The organism is uncultured Bradyrhizobium sp. (genome assembly GCF_936928535.1).
GTDB lineage: Bacteria > Pseudomonadota > Alphaproteobacteria > Rhizobiales > Xanthobacteraceae > Bradyrhizobium.
Genome location: NZ_CAKZHY010000036.1, coordinates 1 through 14,145 on the forward strand (window position 1 = coordinate 1; position 14,145 = coordinate 14,145).

Annotated in this window: 15 protein-coding genes; 5 read left to right on the forward strand and 10 right to left on the reverse strand. The window is 60.7% G+C overall.

All coding sequences use genetic code 11. The annotated features are described in order from the left end of the window. Nucleotides 1-54 precede the first annotated feature (54 nt). From Q0687_RS04450 to tenA, 3 genes are all read left to right on the forward strand, one after another. Nucleotides 55-1,215, forward strand: coding sequence for a tetratricopeptide repeat protein (locus tag Q0687_RS04450; RefSeq protein ID WP_298872746.1), 1,161 nt, complete (start codon nt 55-57; stop codon nt 1,213-1,215). 217 nt (nt 1,216-1,432) lie between these two features. Then, nucleotides 1,433-2,443, forward strand: a complete 1,011-nt coding sequence (locus Q0687_RS04455) for a DUF2971 domain-containing protein (RefSeq protein ID WP_298872750.1) — start codon at nt 1,433-1,435, stop codon at nt 2,441-2,443. A 161-nt stretch (nt 2,444-2,604) separates the two neighbouring features. Further along, complete coding sequence (gene tenA / locus Q0687_RS04460) at nt 2,605-3,279, forward strand: thiaminase II (RefSeq protein ID WP_298872752.1); 675 nt, start codon at nt 2,605-2,607, stop codon at nt 3,277-3,279. A gap of 130 nt (nt 3,280-3,409) precedes the next feature. Here the strand turns inward: tenA and Q0687_RS04465 are convergent, their stop codons facing one another. The 4 genes from Q0687_RS04465 to Q0687_RS04480 all read right to left on the reverse strand — a co-directional run bounded on the left by Q0687_RS04465 (nt 3,410) and on the right by Q0687_RS04480 (nt 6,934). After that, nucleotides 3,410-4,138 (reverse strand): class I SAM-dependent methyltransferase, encoded by a 729-nt coding sequence (locus tag Q0687_RS04465; protein ID WP_298872755.1) that lies wholly within the window; start codon nt 4,136-4,138, stop codon nt 3,410-3,412. Nucleotides 4,139-4,264: 126 nt separating this feature from the next. Then, complete coding sequence (locus Q0687_RS04470; protein WP_298872758.1) at nt 4,265-4,600, reverse strand: hypothetical protein; 336 nt, start codon at nt 4,598-4,600, stop codon at nt 4,265-4,267. 155 nt (nt 4,601-4,755) lie between these two features. Further along, a complete protein-coding gene (locus Q0687_RS04475; RefSeq protein ID WP_298872761.1) occupies nt 4,756-5,823 on the reverse strand; it encodes a hypothetical protein in 1,068 nt (355 codons plus the stop codon). Between the two features lie 166 nt (nt 5,824-5,989). Beyond that, entirely contained in the window at nt 5,990-6,934 is a 945-nt protein-coding gene (locus tag Q0687_RS04480; protein ID WP_298872764.1) for an AEC family transporter, read from the reverse strand. Between the two features lie 308 nt (nt 6,935-7,242). Here Q0687_RS04480 and Q0687_RS04485 point away from each other — a divergent pair, with 308 nt between their 5' ends. Beyond that, nucleotides 7,243-7,599 (forward strand): hypothetical protein, encoded by a 357-nt coding sequence (locus Q0687_RS04485; RefSeq protein WP_298872767.1) that lies wholly within the window; start codon nt 7,243-7,245, stop codon nt 7,597-7,599. 411 nt (nt 7,600-8,010) lie between these two features. Beyond that, nucleotides 8,011-8,688 (forward strand): ParA family protein, encoded by a 678-nt coding sequence (locus Q0687_RS04490; protein ID WP_028150667.1) that lies wholly within the window; start codon nt 8,011-8,013, stop codon nt 8,686-8,688. A 78-nt stretch (nt 8,689-8,766) separates the two neighbouring features. Here Q0687_RS04490 and Q0687_RS04495 read toward each other — a convergent pair whose 3' ends face one another. The 6 genes from Q0687_RS04495 to trxB form a co-directional block, all read right to left on the reverse strand. Further along, entirely contained in the window at nt 8,767-8,934 is a 168-nt protein-coding gene (locus Q0687_RS04495) for a hypothetical protein (RefSeq protein WP_298872770.1), read from the reverse strand. 132 nt (nt 8,935-9,066) lie between these two features. After that, complete coding sequence (locus Q0687_RS04500; RefSeq protein WP_298872774.1) at nt 9,067-9,213, reverse strand: hypothetical protein; 147 nt, start codon at nt 9,211-9,213, stop codon at nt 9,067-9,069. Between the two features lie 305 nt (nt 9,214-9,518). Further along, on the reverse strand, nt 9,519-10,673 hold the full coding sequence (locus Q0687_RS04505; RefSeq protein ID WP_298872775.1) for a DDE-type integrase/transposase/recombinase: 1,155 nt from the start codon (nt 10,671-10,673) through the stop codon (nt 9,519-9,521). Between the two features lie 147 nt (nt 10,674-10,820). After that, complete coding sequence (locus Q0687_RS04510) at nt 10,821-11,729, reverse strand: 4-hydroxy-tetrahydrodipicolinate synthase (RefSeq protein WP_298872777.1); 909 nt, start codon at nt 11,727-11,729, stop codon at nt 10,821-10,823. Nucleotides 11,730-12,175: 446 nt separating this feature from the next. After that, nucleotides 12,176-13,099 (reverse strand): LysR family transcriptional regulator, encoded by a 924-nt coding sequence (locus Q0687_RS04515; protein WP_298872780.1) that lies wholly within the window; start codon nt 13,097-13,099, stop codon nt 12,176-12,178. A gap of 5 nt (nt 13,100-13,104) precedes the next feature. Next, a complete protein-coding gene (gene trxB, locus Q0687_RS04520; protein WP_298872783.1) occupies nt 13,105-14,070 on the reverse strand; it encodes a thioredoxin-disulfide reductase in 966 nt (321 codons plus the stop codon). Between the last annotated feature and the right edge of the window lie 75 nt (nt 14,071-14,145).

Here is a 14,145-nt window from a genome sequence, read left to right on the forward strand (position 1 = left end):
TGCCGGTGAACGCGGTGACCCGCAGCCAGCTACACCACGCGACGGGGCACGATCATGTACTACTTGGCCAGAGGCTATGCTCACTTCGACCAACACTCCCTAAGTGCAGAGTACTTTTCGCGTGCTTATGCGTCGGCAAAGGACGATCCAAAACGCCAAGCAAAATGTTTGCGGCAAGCCGCTGAACAATATGCATTGGGCGGGCAACCGAAGAAGTCGCGTGTACGGGTCGAGTCCTTGCGCTCTCTTGCGCAAGAGCATGCATCCACTGAGTGGGAACTTCTCCAGTGTCTGGCCGATCAAGTCGAACGTGAGAAAGACAAGGCCACCGAGTTGGCAGTCACGGAGCGAATGATTGAGATTCGTCCGGATGATGCGAAACTACGGTTTCAGCTAGCCTACCAATATGGCGAACTGGGACGAAATGATCTTTCCCTCTATCACTACCTGTTAATTCCCCGCTCGCAGCGCTCGGCCGGAGCATGGAATAATCTGGGCGCAATCTCTAATGAACTCTCGCTCCCGGCTAAAGCCGTCGATGCCTATAAGCAGGCAGCTGAGATGAATGAGACGCTCGCAATGAGCAATCTGGGCTATAAGCTCATGCAGGCAGGTTTCGTTGAGGAGGCGCTAGAGCAATACAAAAGAGCGATTGCCGTCGAAGACCCGCACAAAAATGTAGGTCAGCTATTCTCCGCGCTTCAGTCTGTGTTCGAAGAAGAAAATGAGCAGCAGCAAGGGTTTCTTGACGAGGCTAAAAAGCGAGTTGTTTTCTTGCAAAAGCTGGGCGGTGCTGTTGGTCGTCCCGAAAATTTCCTGGCTGGGGATAATTGGCATGGTCCAGAGTGCATATTGGCGTCGTCGCGCGATGAGAATATCGTCAAATTCGAGGGATATTTTGATCGAGCCAATCCGTTCTCTGGTGGGCTTCTAGCGGCCATAGGAACTCCAAGCGGAGAAGTCAAAGCGAGACACAGAGTTGTCTATTCCGGCAGTATCCGTGGTCAGGCCATATTCGGCACGATCACCACGGGTCGTGATGGGGCCTCCACAGATTTGGGACTCAATACATCAACTGCGTACATGTTCTTTAACGAGGATGCGACAGAGCTCTATGCTATTGTCGATCCTGACACCGACAAGCCCACTTACCAACGACTTACAAAAGTTCAGTCGCTGCCATGGGCAGCCGCGCAAAGTTCGGAAAGCTCTTGATCCTACCAGCGCGTAGGATGGGTTGAGCGGGAGCGAAACCCATCAACGGCCAGCCGCGAAAATGATGGGTTTCGCAAGGGCTCAACCCATCCTACGGGCTAATCCAAGCATTCGCTAGCTGAACCGAATCCATGAAAAGGCCCCGCGACAATGATCGCGAGGGCCGCCGTTCGATGAGGATCTTGCAATCTCCTGCCAGAAAGATCGGATGCACCAAATGGGCGCGCTTGATAAGTTCTTCGAAACACTCCCTGAAACTTTTGACGTCGCAAAGCTTCTCGATCCGGATGTTGAGGCGATCGAGAATACGATCTATAGCGCATCGTCGACGTATAAATATTTCCCATTCTCGCGCCGGTCTTTTTTCGCGAAACCACAGGTCCGCTTTAGCCCGCGCGAAGCACTGAATGACGAATTTGAAATGAGCCGCCGATGGCGGGAAATCAGTGCTGATGGCATACGGGATTACATTAAAGATAACTTGAGCGTTTCATTGCCCGCCGCTTTCGCTAGCAACGACCTTATGGTGTCGATACTGGCTGAAAGCCTGCAAGAAAACGGTCAAGTGTTGACACCGGCGCAAAAGCAACAGGCTGAAGCAATCCTGGCTAGCGAACGGGGGAAACTCTTCATGCAAAATCAGCTCGTCGCTACCCAGCAGGTATTATCGCCGATCGTGGACCTTTTCTTTACCCGGCTCGAAGCGAATTTCGACACGATGGTGAATGACGTCATCTCGCCGATGGGAGTCTTCTGCGTTACGGAGGATCCTCTAAATCAACAAATGTGGGCTCACTACGCTGATCAAGGCAGAGGCTTCGCTATTGGGTTTGATGCACAGCACCCTTTTTTCAGTCACCGTGACGGAGCGACCCAGCGGCATCTTCTCAAGAAGGTAATCTACACTGACGAACACACGCAGAATTTCTGGAGAAACCCGTACTATCTTTTCTTGGTCAAATCTTCTGGCTGGGCTTACGAGAAAGAATGGCGGATGTTCAAAAAGTTCAAAGACAGCGATGAGGTGATACCTGCCGTGACGCCAGAGGTTCATCTTTGGAATATCGAACCGACTATGATCAGCAGCGTTCATTTTGGTTATAAGTACAATGAGGCCGAACTGGTTGCAGATATGGCGTCGATATTGGCAACGGGGGCTCGTCCTCGGTTCTACAAATTAGTTGTCAATCGTTCTGAGGGGACTCTGGAAGAGCAGCCTATCAACTAGCTCACCTTGCGATGGCAGTGCACAAAACTCCCGACGCGACCCTGTCCGCGACGCTGCTCAACGCCAATTTGCACGCGATCCCCGTAGCTCCCTGGTTCGCAATGCGTTATCCGTAGCAAGCCAAAGACGTTCATCGACAAGCAAGCCAGGCGAAAACGATCGTGAGTTTCTTCGAGCGCCTCAAGACAGAAGCATCCGCTGAGTGGCGGGCTTACAGCGAGCATCCCTTCACGAACGGATTGGCAGACGGCTCGCTCCCCGAAGCGGCGTTTCGTCACTACCTCGTCCAGGACTATTTGTTCTTGATCGAGTTTGCTCGCGCGTACGCGCTCGGGGTCTACAAGTCGCCCAGGCTTGCCGACATGCGGGAAGCAGCGGCCGGCCTGTCGGCCATCCTCGATGTCGAGATGAACCTGCATGTGAAGCTCTGTGCCGATTGGGGTCTATCGCCGACCGACCTCGAACAAGCCCCTCCGGCGGCCGAGATGCTGGCCTATACGCGCTACGTGCTCGACGCGGGAATGCGCGGCGATCTGCTCGCCCTCAAGGTGGCGCTTGCGCCTTGCGTGATCGGCTACGCGGAGATCGCAACGCGGCTCGCCTCGCGCGCCCTCGCGGGCGCTGCAACCAATGCTTACCGCGTTTGGATCGCCGAGTACGCCGGCGCGCCGTACCAGGAGGTCGCGGCCAAAGCGCGGGTGCACCTGGACCATCTCGCCGATCTCTACGCCACGCCGGCCCGCGAGGCCGAGTTGATTGCGATCTTCAAGGAGGCCACCCGCCTCGAGGCGGACTTCTGGGAGATGGCTTGGCGCGCCGGCAAGCGTGTTGAATAACGGTTTCGGCAATCGGCCACCGCTACTTCATCCCGGGAATTACGGTGACAGTTTTGGACTGCGCCCTTGATCTTATGTCCGCTCCGCCAGAATGCCTTGTCAACGCGTGTCGCGCATCGTCACCGTTACCCTATTGTCGCGCCGACACCAGCAGCATCATCGGCCGTTCCAGCTCTTCCTCCAGCGCCGGCTTCTCCCTGATCTGCTCCGCCGATGGCGCGAACTCGTCAACGGCTTCGATGGTGAAGCCGGCCTGGATCAGCGTGGTCAGCGTCGTTGCGATTCTGCGGTGATACTTCAGGACGTCTTTCGCGAACCAATCGGTGCGGCGTTCCCCTTCGATCGCGTAGCGATTGACCGGCCATGTCTTTCGCCCGTGGTCATCCACGGTCCAGTGCGGATGGCCGGCAGCCATGAAAATCGGATGCTCGATCGAGAAGACGAAATGGCTACCGGCGGTGAGGGTGCGATAGATCGTTCGGGCGAGCCGCGCGAAGTCGCTGACGTAATGGAGCGTGAGAGAGCTGAAGGCGAAATCGAAGGCCGCTTCGGCAAGCTCGATCGTCTCGAGATCAGCGATGCGATATTCGATCGCAGGATCCGTAGTGGTTTGCCGTGCCCTCGTGATCATGGTCTCGGAGAGGTCGATGCCGAGAACCGTTTTGGCGCCATTGTCGCGCAACCAGCGTGACACCCAGCCGAGGCCGCAGCCGAGATCGATGGCGCGTCGGCCGGCCATGTCAGGGAACATGGCGCGCAACGCCGGCCATTCCGGTGCGCCGGCAAGGCCGTGCACCTGGCGTGGAAGCTGGCTGTAACCGCTGAAGAAATCGGGATTGTCGTAGATGTTCTGTGCCATGACGCGCTCCGTCCGCGGAGGTGGTCTGCCACACCTGCGCGAAAATTACGATGGCTGGAGGCCAGACGCACGATCTGTCGAGCGCGTGCGAGCAAGTGCGGCCTGGCCGATCATGCGGCTAGATCGTCACTCATCGTTCGTGATCCGAACCAGCTCCAAGTCGAGCTTCAGGCCGGGCGCTTGTTTTGCGAAGCCCGTGCAGGATGTGGAGGAGTCATCGGCCGAGCGGCCCGAGACGATGATGTCGATCGCATCCAGTCCAAAGACACCGGGCGGCCCCGGCTCCACGCGTCGGGCGGACAAGCTGGCTTTGAAATGCTCGCCCTGCTGCGTCCAGCTTCCCGCATAGGCGAATGTGGAATCGCCGCCGCCGAGTGTCCCGTCCGCGGCGAACTCGACCACGCCGGCGCCTTCGCCGATTGGCGTTTTGAACCAAACGGAATATTTACCCGGGGTGATCACGCAAGCTCACATGCCGGCCCTTGCCCAGGCTGAGTTGAGCGGGATCAAAATGGCTATCGCGTGGCGCGTGCCAGCGCTACGCTGCCAACAGCCTCAGGCCATCAGCACATGCGCGGCGCGGGATCTCGCCGGGTTATTCCCGCCGTTCCGATTGTCTACTTCGCATCCAGCGATTTTCGACAACGGTCCTTTGGCTTTCTGCTATCGCCGTCACATGACTTGCAGCAGGCGTCGGACTTTTGAATCAGCGTTTTCAGGATTTCCGTGGTTTCCCTGGACTGGTTTTCATACCGCTGCAGCAGGACGGCCTGTTGCTGATCGAAATAGTCGGACCGCGCTGCAACCCGTTTGATTTCATCGGACAGGATCGTCCTGATCGCCTCGGTGGTGTCCTTCAGGGCATTCTCATGACGTTGCAACAGGCGGTCTTGCCGCTCGTCAAAGCGGTCCGACCGGGCGGCGACACGGGCAATTTCGTCGCTCAATAGTTTCGCGCGGTCGGCGTCGTGCAGCTCGGTGATGCGGTTCATCTCTCGATAGGCGAGGATCAACACCGTCAGCGAGACTAGGATGGGAAGGATCCAGAGCGCATTCAGCAGCCTCCACACGAAGGTCGGACTGGAAAAACGCCCGAACCATCGGCCGAGAGGCCCTTTCGCCTCGTCGTCGGGCGCATCGTCCGGCAAATTCCTGTCCGGAATTTCGACTTGCCAGCTTAGGCGGTGATTATCACCGAGCACGTCATACAACGCCCCCGGCGCGCACGAACTCAGTACCGCCGTGAATGCATCGACGGTCATGCCAAAGGCGTCGATAAGCTCGTCAGCGTGATCAATGAGTGTTTCGATGTTGATCGAGCTGTACCAGATTTCGCCAACAGAAAATTTGATCCCCTCGAGGGCGCGCTCGCGCCGGCGGATCGTGGATTCATCCTTGGCTCGGCTGGCGGGGTAGGCTTGGCGAAGACTGTCTTTGAAGCGTTCAGCCAGACGGAGGGGAAATATGTCTTTGACCTGCCGCTCCAACTGGTCAGGCGTTCTATCGCGAGAGATCGACGAGTCGCGACTGATCTCTCTCATGTAGTTGTTCCAGAACTCCTGTTTGGGAGTTTCCCCTGGGGGCCCACTGGAATAGGGATAGTACATCGCGCGAATGATGACGTACGGCATCCCGCCTTTCCTGCGGCGGCGCGGCTCGCCAGCGGATCGACCATCCTCGATCATCTTTGACCTCTCAAATTATCAGGTCAGCAATTATTCGGCGTGTGATGCGAAATACTGGACGGTTTGGCATGCAAAATGCGGATCTACAATAGGTTGTTTTAAACCGGAATTGCAACCTGAAAGTAGCGGTGCGCCGCGCCTCCACTTCATCTCGCGGCGTCCCGAATTACCTCACCCCCGCCACCAGCATCACCACCACCGGCAGCGTCAGCGCCGCCAGCAGCGTCCCCAGCGCGACCGCGCCCGACACCGGGTTCACGAGCCGCTGATACTGGATCGCGAAGATGTATGCGTTCGCGCCGGTCGGCATCGCCGCGAACAGCACGACCACGCCTGATGCGACCGAGGGCAGGCCGAGCAGTTTTGCCAGCACGAACGCGGCCGCAGGCATCGCCATAAGTTTCAGCGCGCACATCACGAGGATGCTTGTTATCTCGCCCTTCACCTCGAAGCGAAACAGATTGATGCCGAGCGCGATCAGCGCGGCCGGCGAGCCCGCTTGCGCGAGCAGCTCGATGGTCTTGTCGACGACCGCGTTGAGGCCAAGGCCGGTGAAGCGCCAGATCACGCCAAAGATGATTCCGAGCATCAGCGGGTTCTTCGCAAGATCGGCGAGCACGGGGCGGAGCACGGCGAGCGCCGAGCCTGATCGTTTCCGGCTGACCAGCTCCATCTGCAAAATGCCGCAGAGCCAGAGCAGCGGCGTGTTCACCGACAGGATCAGCGACATCGGCCCCGCGGCCTCATTGCCGAGCGCGGAGATCACCAGGGGAATGCCGAGCATCACGATGTTGCCGTAGACCGAGCCGATCGCGAACACGACGCCGTCCTCGCGGTCCTCGCGCCGCGCGCGCATCAGGGCAGAGATCGCCAGTGCCGCGATCCAGGTCAGCGCCAGCGCGCCGTAATAGGCGCCCCACATCCGGTAAGGGCTGACGTCGGGGAAATCAGACACGACGATGGTGCGAAACAACAGCGCGGGGATCGCGATGCTGAAGGCGAACTCCGAGATGCCCTTGTGCGCGCCCTCGGAGACGAAGCGAAACAGCACCGACGCATAGCCGGCCGCGATCAGCGCAAACACCGGCGCGACGATCAACACGGTGGCCATGCGGTCCTCCCCCTCACGGGGATTTCGGCCGACCACCCCACGCGCCTCTCGATCCTGCCATCATGCCGGTGTTTTGCCCGACAAGTCAAAGGAAAATTCGTAAAATCCGCAAACGACGGAATTCGCGAGGCGGGGCAGGGAGCCGGCTACTGTGCATGGGGTTGTTTTCGGGGTTTGGGCCGGGGGATGCGGCAGGCCCCCTCCCTGTTGCCTAGACCGCACAGCTCCGACCTTTCGCCTTGCCCCTCGTTGCCAACCAACGCCGGTTCACCCACACTCCGACCCTGTCTCGACATTTGGGGGGATCGATGCCGGTATCTCGCGTCACGACGTCCAATGCTGCTAAGGCCATGGCCGCTGCGGCCTTCGGGGTTGCCCTCGCCGGCCTGGTCCTGCCGGGGACCGGCTTTGCCTACACGCCCGAGCAGCAGCAGGCCTGCTCCCCGGATGCGATGCGGCTGTGCGGCGAGTTCGTGCCGAATGTCGATGCCATCACCGCCTGCATGGTCCAGAAGAAGGCGCAGCTGTCGCCGCAATGCGCGGTGTTCTTCCGCCGCGGCCCGGAGCCGGGCGAGGTCCGCGCCGGCGCGCCCACCAACATCAAGCCCGTCGTCGCCAAGAAGACCAAGCCGAAGCCGAAGAAGAAAAAGACCGACGACGGCTAGGCGCCCGCCCCAGTTCGTTCCCTCCCTGAAACCAGCATGTGCCCCTCGCGTCAAAATGACTCAGGGGAGCGCAAGCCACGCGACAGCCACCGGACTCGTTTTGTTCGCGCAAGCCAGCGCGCCGGCCTGCAGCAATTGCGAACGCCTCTGCCGAAAAAAGCGCCGCATGGGGATGCCCGGCGAGGTTGTGGCGCGACCTTTTCCGGGTGAGTGCTTGAAAAGATGCGGGATTGCCGGCGTGAACAGCGATTCATGATCCTGTTGTCGCCAGTCGCGCAAGGCAGTGTGACTCAAAAGCCAACACGTCTTGTTATTTCGTGGCGTGTGCACGACTGCCGATAAATTTTTCTTTCACGAATCAGCGCGGTGATTCATTTTCGCGGCCTGGGGTCAATCTGGGAGGCCAGAGGTATGAACGTTATTGTTTTTGCATCGCGTAAAGGCGGCTCGGGCAAGAGTACCCTGGCTGCACATCTCGCTGCGCAGATCAAGGCGAGCAAGCAGGTGATGCTGGTGGATGCGGATCCACAGGGGTCGCTCACGCTGTGGCACAAGCTGCGCGGCACCAACGAGCCGCCGATCAAGGCGGCCGTGAACTCGGTCAGCGGCATCGTCTCCGCTGCCAAGCGCGACGGCTACGAGTGGGTGCTGATCGACACGCCGCCGAACCTGTCGGCCGTGGTCGACGACGCGATCAAGAATGCCACCATGGTGGTCATTCCCGCACGTCCCGGCGTGTTCGACGTCAACGCGGTGCAGGAAACCATCCAGATGTGCCGCGCGGCGCGCAAGCCCTACGCGGTCGTGCTCAACGGCGCTCCGGCGCGCCGGGACGAGTCCGAAAGCCCGATCGTCACCATCGCCCGCGAGGCGCTGGCCAAGTTCCGCGCTCCGGTATGGGGCGGTCAGATCACCAATCGTTCGGATTTGTTGATGGCACTCAGCCACGGCGAAGGCGCGCGTGAGTATCAGGCCGAAAGCCGTGCGGCCCAGGAAATTGCAAGACTGTGGGCGGCGATCGAGCGTTCAGTGAAAGCTATTCGCGGCACGGCGTCGGCATCAGGCGCAATGCACAAGCAGGCGGCATAATTTCATTCAATCATTCCCCGGACGACAAACGCGCGGAGGTCCGCGCGTTTTGCGTTTGTAGGATCCGGTGAAAGTGAGTTACGCCACCATCAGCATGTAGAACACGATGACCGGCGATAGCGTCAGGATCACCGACCAGACGCCGACGGCCCAGAGAATGTCACCGGTGGAAAAGCCCTGCTGCTCGGCCCTGTCGAAATTCATCGTGACGCCGTAGTCCGGCGCCATATCATTCTGATTGTTCAAGTTCGCCCCCGCGATTTCTTCGCTTATGGGCAGAACGATACGCGGGATGTTTTAAAATTCCGGCTCAGCGCCACGCTCGCATTTTGAGCGCATTTGCCACCACGGATTAACCATCGCCGCGATCTTGCCTCGTCAGGCGAGCCAGACCCGAAACAGCAGCACCGGCATCAGGCCGAGCATCACGGCCCAGAAGCCGAACGACGACACCACCAGAATTCCCTGCATGAGATCGGCAGGCGCGAACATTTCCGCCGCGGTCGGGCGAACGCGTTGCCCCATGGTCATTCCCCCTTTTGAAAGACGTTGCGGGGGAACGATAGGCGCCATTGCGTAAACGAGACGTGGATGCGCTCTGCGGCAGCTGCGAAGGTCGTTCGCGAGCGGTTAACCAACGGCACGCGCGCCTTTCCCTCTCCCCTTGTGGGAGAGGGTGGCTCGCCGCGAAGCGGCGAGACGGGTGAGGGGTTCTCTCCGCGCGCACATCTCGCAGCCTGAACTCGCGGAGAGATACCCCTCATCCGGCGCTTCGTTGTCCAGCGGATGGATTGGTAACAAAATAGACCGGATGGATGGGTGACACTCATTCATGATTTGGTCGGCTGCGGGGCTGCGCTAGCGCAGCCCCGCAGCCTTCGCGTTTTCTGATCGATGATACCGATCGGCACGTCGAAGAAGCGCACTTGCCAGTGTCCGTCCTCGATTTCCTCGACAGCGACCGCTTCACCGTCGAGAGCGCTGCAGATGTGGATGAGATCGCCCTGCCATTTGATCTCGCCATTGGAGCGGACCTGGCGCACTGCGGCGTCGGCTGGATAATCGGGCTCTGGAAGCTGCCTTGGCATCTCACGAGGCGAGGGCTGATAAACACTGGCAGGCGGGTGCTGACCAAGCGACTCATGCGGCCGTTCTTCGTTGTAGTCGCGCACAAATGCTGCGAAGCGACGAGCCTGCGCAGCCCGGGTTGGCGGCGGTGGCTGCATGGCTTCCAGAAGCGTGAAGTGAAAACGCTCGTGTCGGCCATTCTGCTGCGGATGGCCGGGATCAATCCGTTCATGGCGGATGCCAAGCTTGATCCACCATACTGACAGTGCCGTCAGACCGGTCGTCCCGGTTGAGGCGACCGGCGAGCCGTTGTCGGACCGGATGATCTGCGGCAAGCCGTACTCGCGAAATGCCCGCTCCAGCGGCGGTTGGCACTCGGCATATTGCGTGCTGCCCGTCGCCGCCAAGCTAATCAAATAGCGGCTAAAGCCATCGGTCGCGGTGAAGGGTTCAACCCGAGAGCCGTCGCCCAATCGGATCCAGCCCTTGTGATCGAGGGCCCATACATGGTTGGCATGCTGAGGCACCGTGAGTTGCCCCATACGTGGCGACGCACGTCGCCGAACCCGACGGCTGCTCACCAGTCCCGCCCGCTTGAGAATCTCGCCCGCCGTCGAGGCCGATGGCCAGTCGACATCCCCTTGGCGAGCCTCAAGCTTGCTCACGATCTTGCGCGGTCCCCAGCTCGGCCGTTCAAGCCGCAGCCCCACAATCGCATCCACGATGTGCTGCGCAGTCGCCCGCCCATGCACCCGCGGCGCGTGGGAGCGATCGGCAAGCCCTCCAGGCCCTTCCAACTGGTAGCGCTCCAACCATTTGTAACCGGTCTTGCGACTGATCTCGTAGCGCTCGCACAGCTCCGTCATCGTCCACAAGCCGCTTCGCTGATCCGAGATGAAGCTAATCCGTTGGTCCATTGTGCAGCTCTCTCGCCAAGGCATCGGCTGTTCCTCCCAGCCGACAGAGAACTGTCACCCATCCATCCGGTCTACTGTGTTACCTATCTATCCGGTCTGGACATCGTGCCACCTTCTCCCGCAAGGGGAGAAGGAAGAGCAGAAAGACTAAGCCGCGACCATCATCCGCCGCTCGATCTCGAGATCGAGCGCGGCAGCAAGCTCGCTGCTGACTTCCACCATCGGCAGGCGCACCTCGGGGCTGTCGATCAGGCCCGTCCGCCACAGCCAGTACTTCGCCGGCGCCGGGCTCGGTTCGGTGAACAGCAGCCGCGTCAGCTCGGCAACTTCCTGCCAGCGCGCCTCTGCCGCAGCGTGGTTGCCGCGCTTCAACTCGCTATAGACCGCCGCGAAAGTCGCGGTCTCGAGATGGGCGGAGAGCAGGATGCCGCCATCGGCGCCGTCGTCGAGCGCCTCGAAATAATTCGCATCCTCGCCGGTGAGCACGGCAAAGCCCTTCGGCCGGTCGCGCAGCAGCGCGATGGATTGCTCGCGGCTCGCGCCGCAATCCTTCAGGCCCACGATGTTGGGATGCTCGGCGAGCCGCAGCATGGTCTGGTTGGTGATGCCGACGGCGCAGCGATAGGGGATGTTGTAGAGCGCGAGCGGCCAGGCTGCGTGATCGGCCAGTGCCTCGAAATGCGCAAGGATCCCGCGCTGCGACGGCCGCACGTAATAGGGGCTCGCGATCAGATAGAAGTCGATCGGCCAGTCCGCGGTCTCGTCCAGCCGGTCCTTCAGCCGTGACGTGTCCGCGCCTGATAGTCCAAGCCCGATCGGAATGGAGCGGCGTCCGGCCGCCATCTCGTCACGCACGATGGCGACGAGACGTTCGAGCTCAGCCTCGCGCAGCGTCATGCCTTCGCCTGATGTCGCGCCCAGGATGAAGCCGTCGATGCCTTGCGTGCAGTAGTGCCGCGTCAGCCGCCGCAGCGACACTTCATCGAGGCGGCCGTCGCGGAACGGCGTCACCAGCGGCAGCCACAGCCCATGCATGTGAGTTCGCAAGTCAGTCATGTTTCCTATCTCCTTCTCAAGTTGAACCTGAGACGGAGGGCACATGAAAAAACCCCGTCCAGGTGGCGGGGTTTTCGGGATTTGGCAGCGATGACGAAGTCAGCCTAGCGCGCGCAAAAATCCGAGGTCCCCGGATGGGGGCCTTTTTTCGAGATGATTGCGCACGACTTCGTGATCATTTGAAAATGATGCGGGCCAGGCCCCAAACTGTCAATACACGCGGAGGGCGAAAGCCTGATTGATCAGAAAAAAAGCCGGACCCGAGGGCCCGGCTTAGGTATGGCCACGTGAGGCCGACACAATCACCTTCCAAGAGGGATTACTGAACTCCCGCGCCACTGGAGGAGGGGGACAAATGCGCAACGCGAAGGCTCAGCGTGTAAGTAGTATGAGCTTGACGAGCGCCCTGCAGCAACAGCCGAGGCCGCATGTCAGTCATGCGGAAATCAGGACGGCCAGCGCTGCGCCTTGCTCACCACGAAATCGCGGAACACCTGCACGCGTGCGACCGTCTTCAGCTCTTCCGGATAGACGAAATAGGTGTCGAGCTGGATCGAGTCCGATTCGCCGAACAGTTGTACGAGGCGACTCTGTTCTTCGACGAGGTAGTCGGGCAGCGCGGCGATGCCGAGGCCCTGCTGACAGGCGCGCACGAGACCGAGAATGTTGTTCACCCTGAAATACGCCTCGCGCGGGCCCGAGCCGTTGCGACCGGCTTCGACCAGCCAGTTGCGGTTCTGCAGGTGAGGCGCGAAATTGCCGTCGGAGAGCGAGATGATGCGGTGGGCATCGAGCTCTTCGAGCGTGCGCGGCGTACCGAAGCGCTTGATGTATTCCGGCGAGCAATAGGCGTGGAACCCCATCGCGAAGAGCTTGCGCTGGATGAGATCCGGCTGGGTCGGCTTGCGGGTGCGGATCGCAACGTCCGCCTCGCGCATGGAAAGATCCAGCTCCTCGTCGGTGACGATCAGCGAGATCCGGATTTCCGGATAGAGCGCGGTGAATTCGCCGAGGCGGGGGATCAGCCAGTTGATGCCGACGCCGGGCGTGGTGGTGATCTTGAGATCGCCGCTCGGCCGCTCGCGGCTGTCGGTCAGTTTCGCGCGCGCCGCCTGCAGCTGCATGAAGACGTCATGCGCGGTGCGGAACAACAGGTCGCCCTGCTCGGTGAGGATCAGGCCGCGGGCATGGCGGTGGAAAAGCGAGACCGAGAGCTCCTGCTCCAGCGCCGAGACCTGGCGTGACACCGCCGATTGCGACAGGCCGAGCTGCTCTCCCGCATGCGTGAAGCTGCCCGCTTCCGCCGCCGCGTGAAACACCTTCAGCTTGTCCCAGTCCATATCCGTAAATCCGTCGCGTGTTCGGGGCATGATCGTTATTCCGCTGCCGCGCGCTCGCTGGCGCGCAGGGCCAAGAAACGTTCGGCCTCGAGCGCTGCCATGCAGCCGAGGCCTGCGGCCGTCACGGCCTGGCGATAGGTTTCATCGGCGACGTCACCGGCGGCGAACAGGCCGGGTATGGAGGTCGCCGTCGAGTTCGGGGCGACCTCGACATAGCCCGACGGTTTCAGCTTGACCGCGTCTTTCACCAGCTCGGTCGCCGGTGCGTGGCCGATGGCGATGAAGACGCCGTCGGTCTTCACGTCAGTCAGTGCGCCGGTCTTGACGTTCTTGAGGCGCACATGGGTCACCTTGTTGGGGTTCTCGGTGCCGCAGATCTCGTCGACGGCGGAGTCCCAGATCACCTTGATCTTCGGGTGCCTGAACAGGCGCTCCTGCAGGATGCGCTCGGCGCGGAAGTGATCGCGGCGATGCACGATGGTGACCTGCGAGGCATGGTTGGTCAGGTACAGCGCTTCCTCGACCGCGGTATTGCCGCCGCCGACCACCACGACCTCCTTGTTGCGGTAGAAGAAGCCGTCGCAGGTGGCGCAGGCCGAGACGCCGCCGCCCTGGAATTTCGTCTCGGAGGGCAGGCCGAGCCAGCGCGCCTGCGCGCCGGTGGCGAGGATCACGGTGTCGGCGAGATAGACGTCACTGGAGTCGCAGGTGAGGCGGAACGGCCGCTGCGAGGTGTCGAGCTTGATCACGAGGTCGGTGACGATCCTGGTGCCGACATGGACCGCCTGCTTTTCCATCTGTTCCATCAGCCAGGGGCCCTGGATCACGTCGGCAAAGCCCGGATAGTTCTCGACGTCCGTGGTGATGGTGAGCTGGCCGCCGGCCTGCATGCCCTGGATCAGGATCGGCTCGAGCATCGCGCGCGCGGCGTAGATCGCGGCGGTGTAGCCGGCAGGGCCTGAGCCAATAATGACGACCTTTGCATGAACAGGAGCGGACATTTCGATGGACGCCTTTCACGGGGGATTTGCAGCGCGGGCGCGGAACGTGCCGGGAGGCCTCGCGCAGGCGCTGAA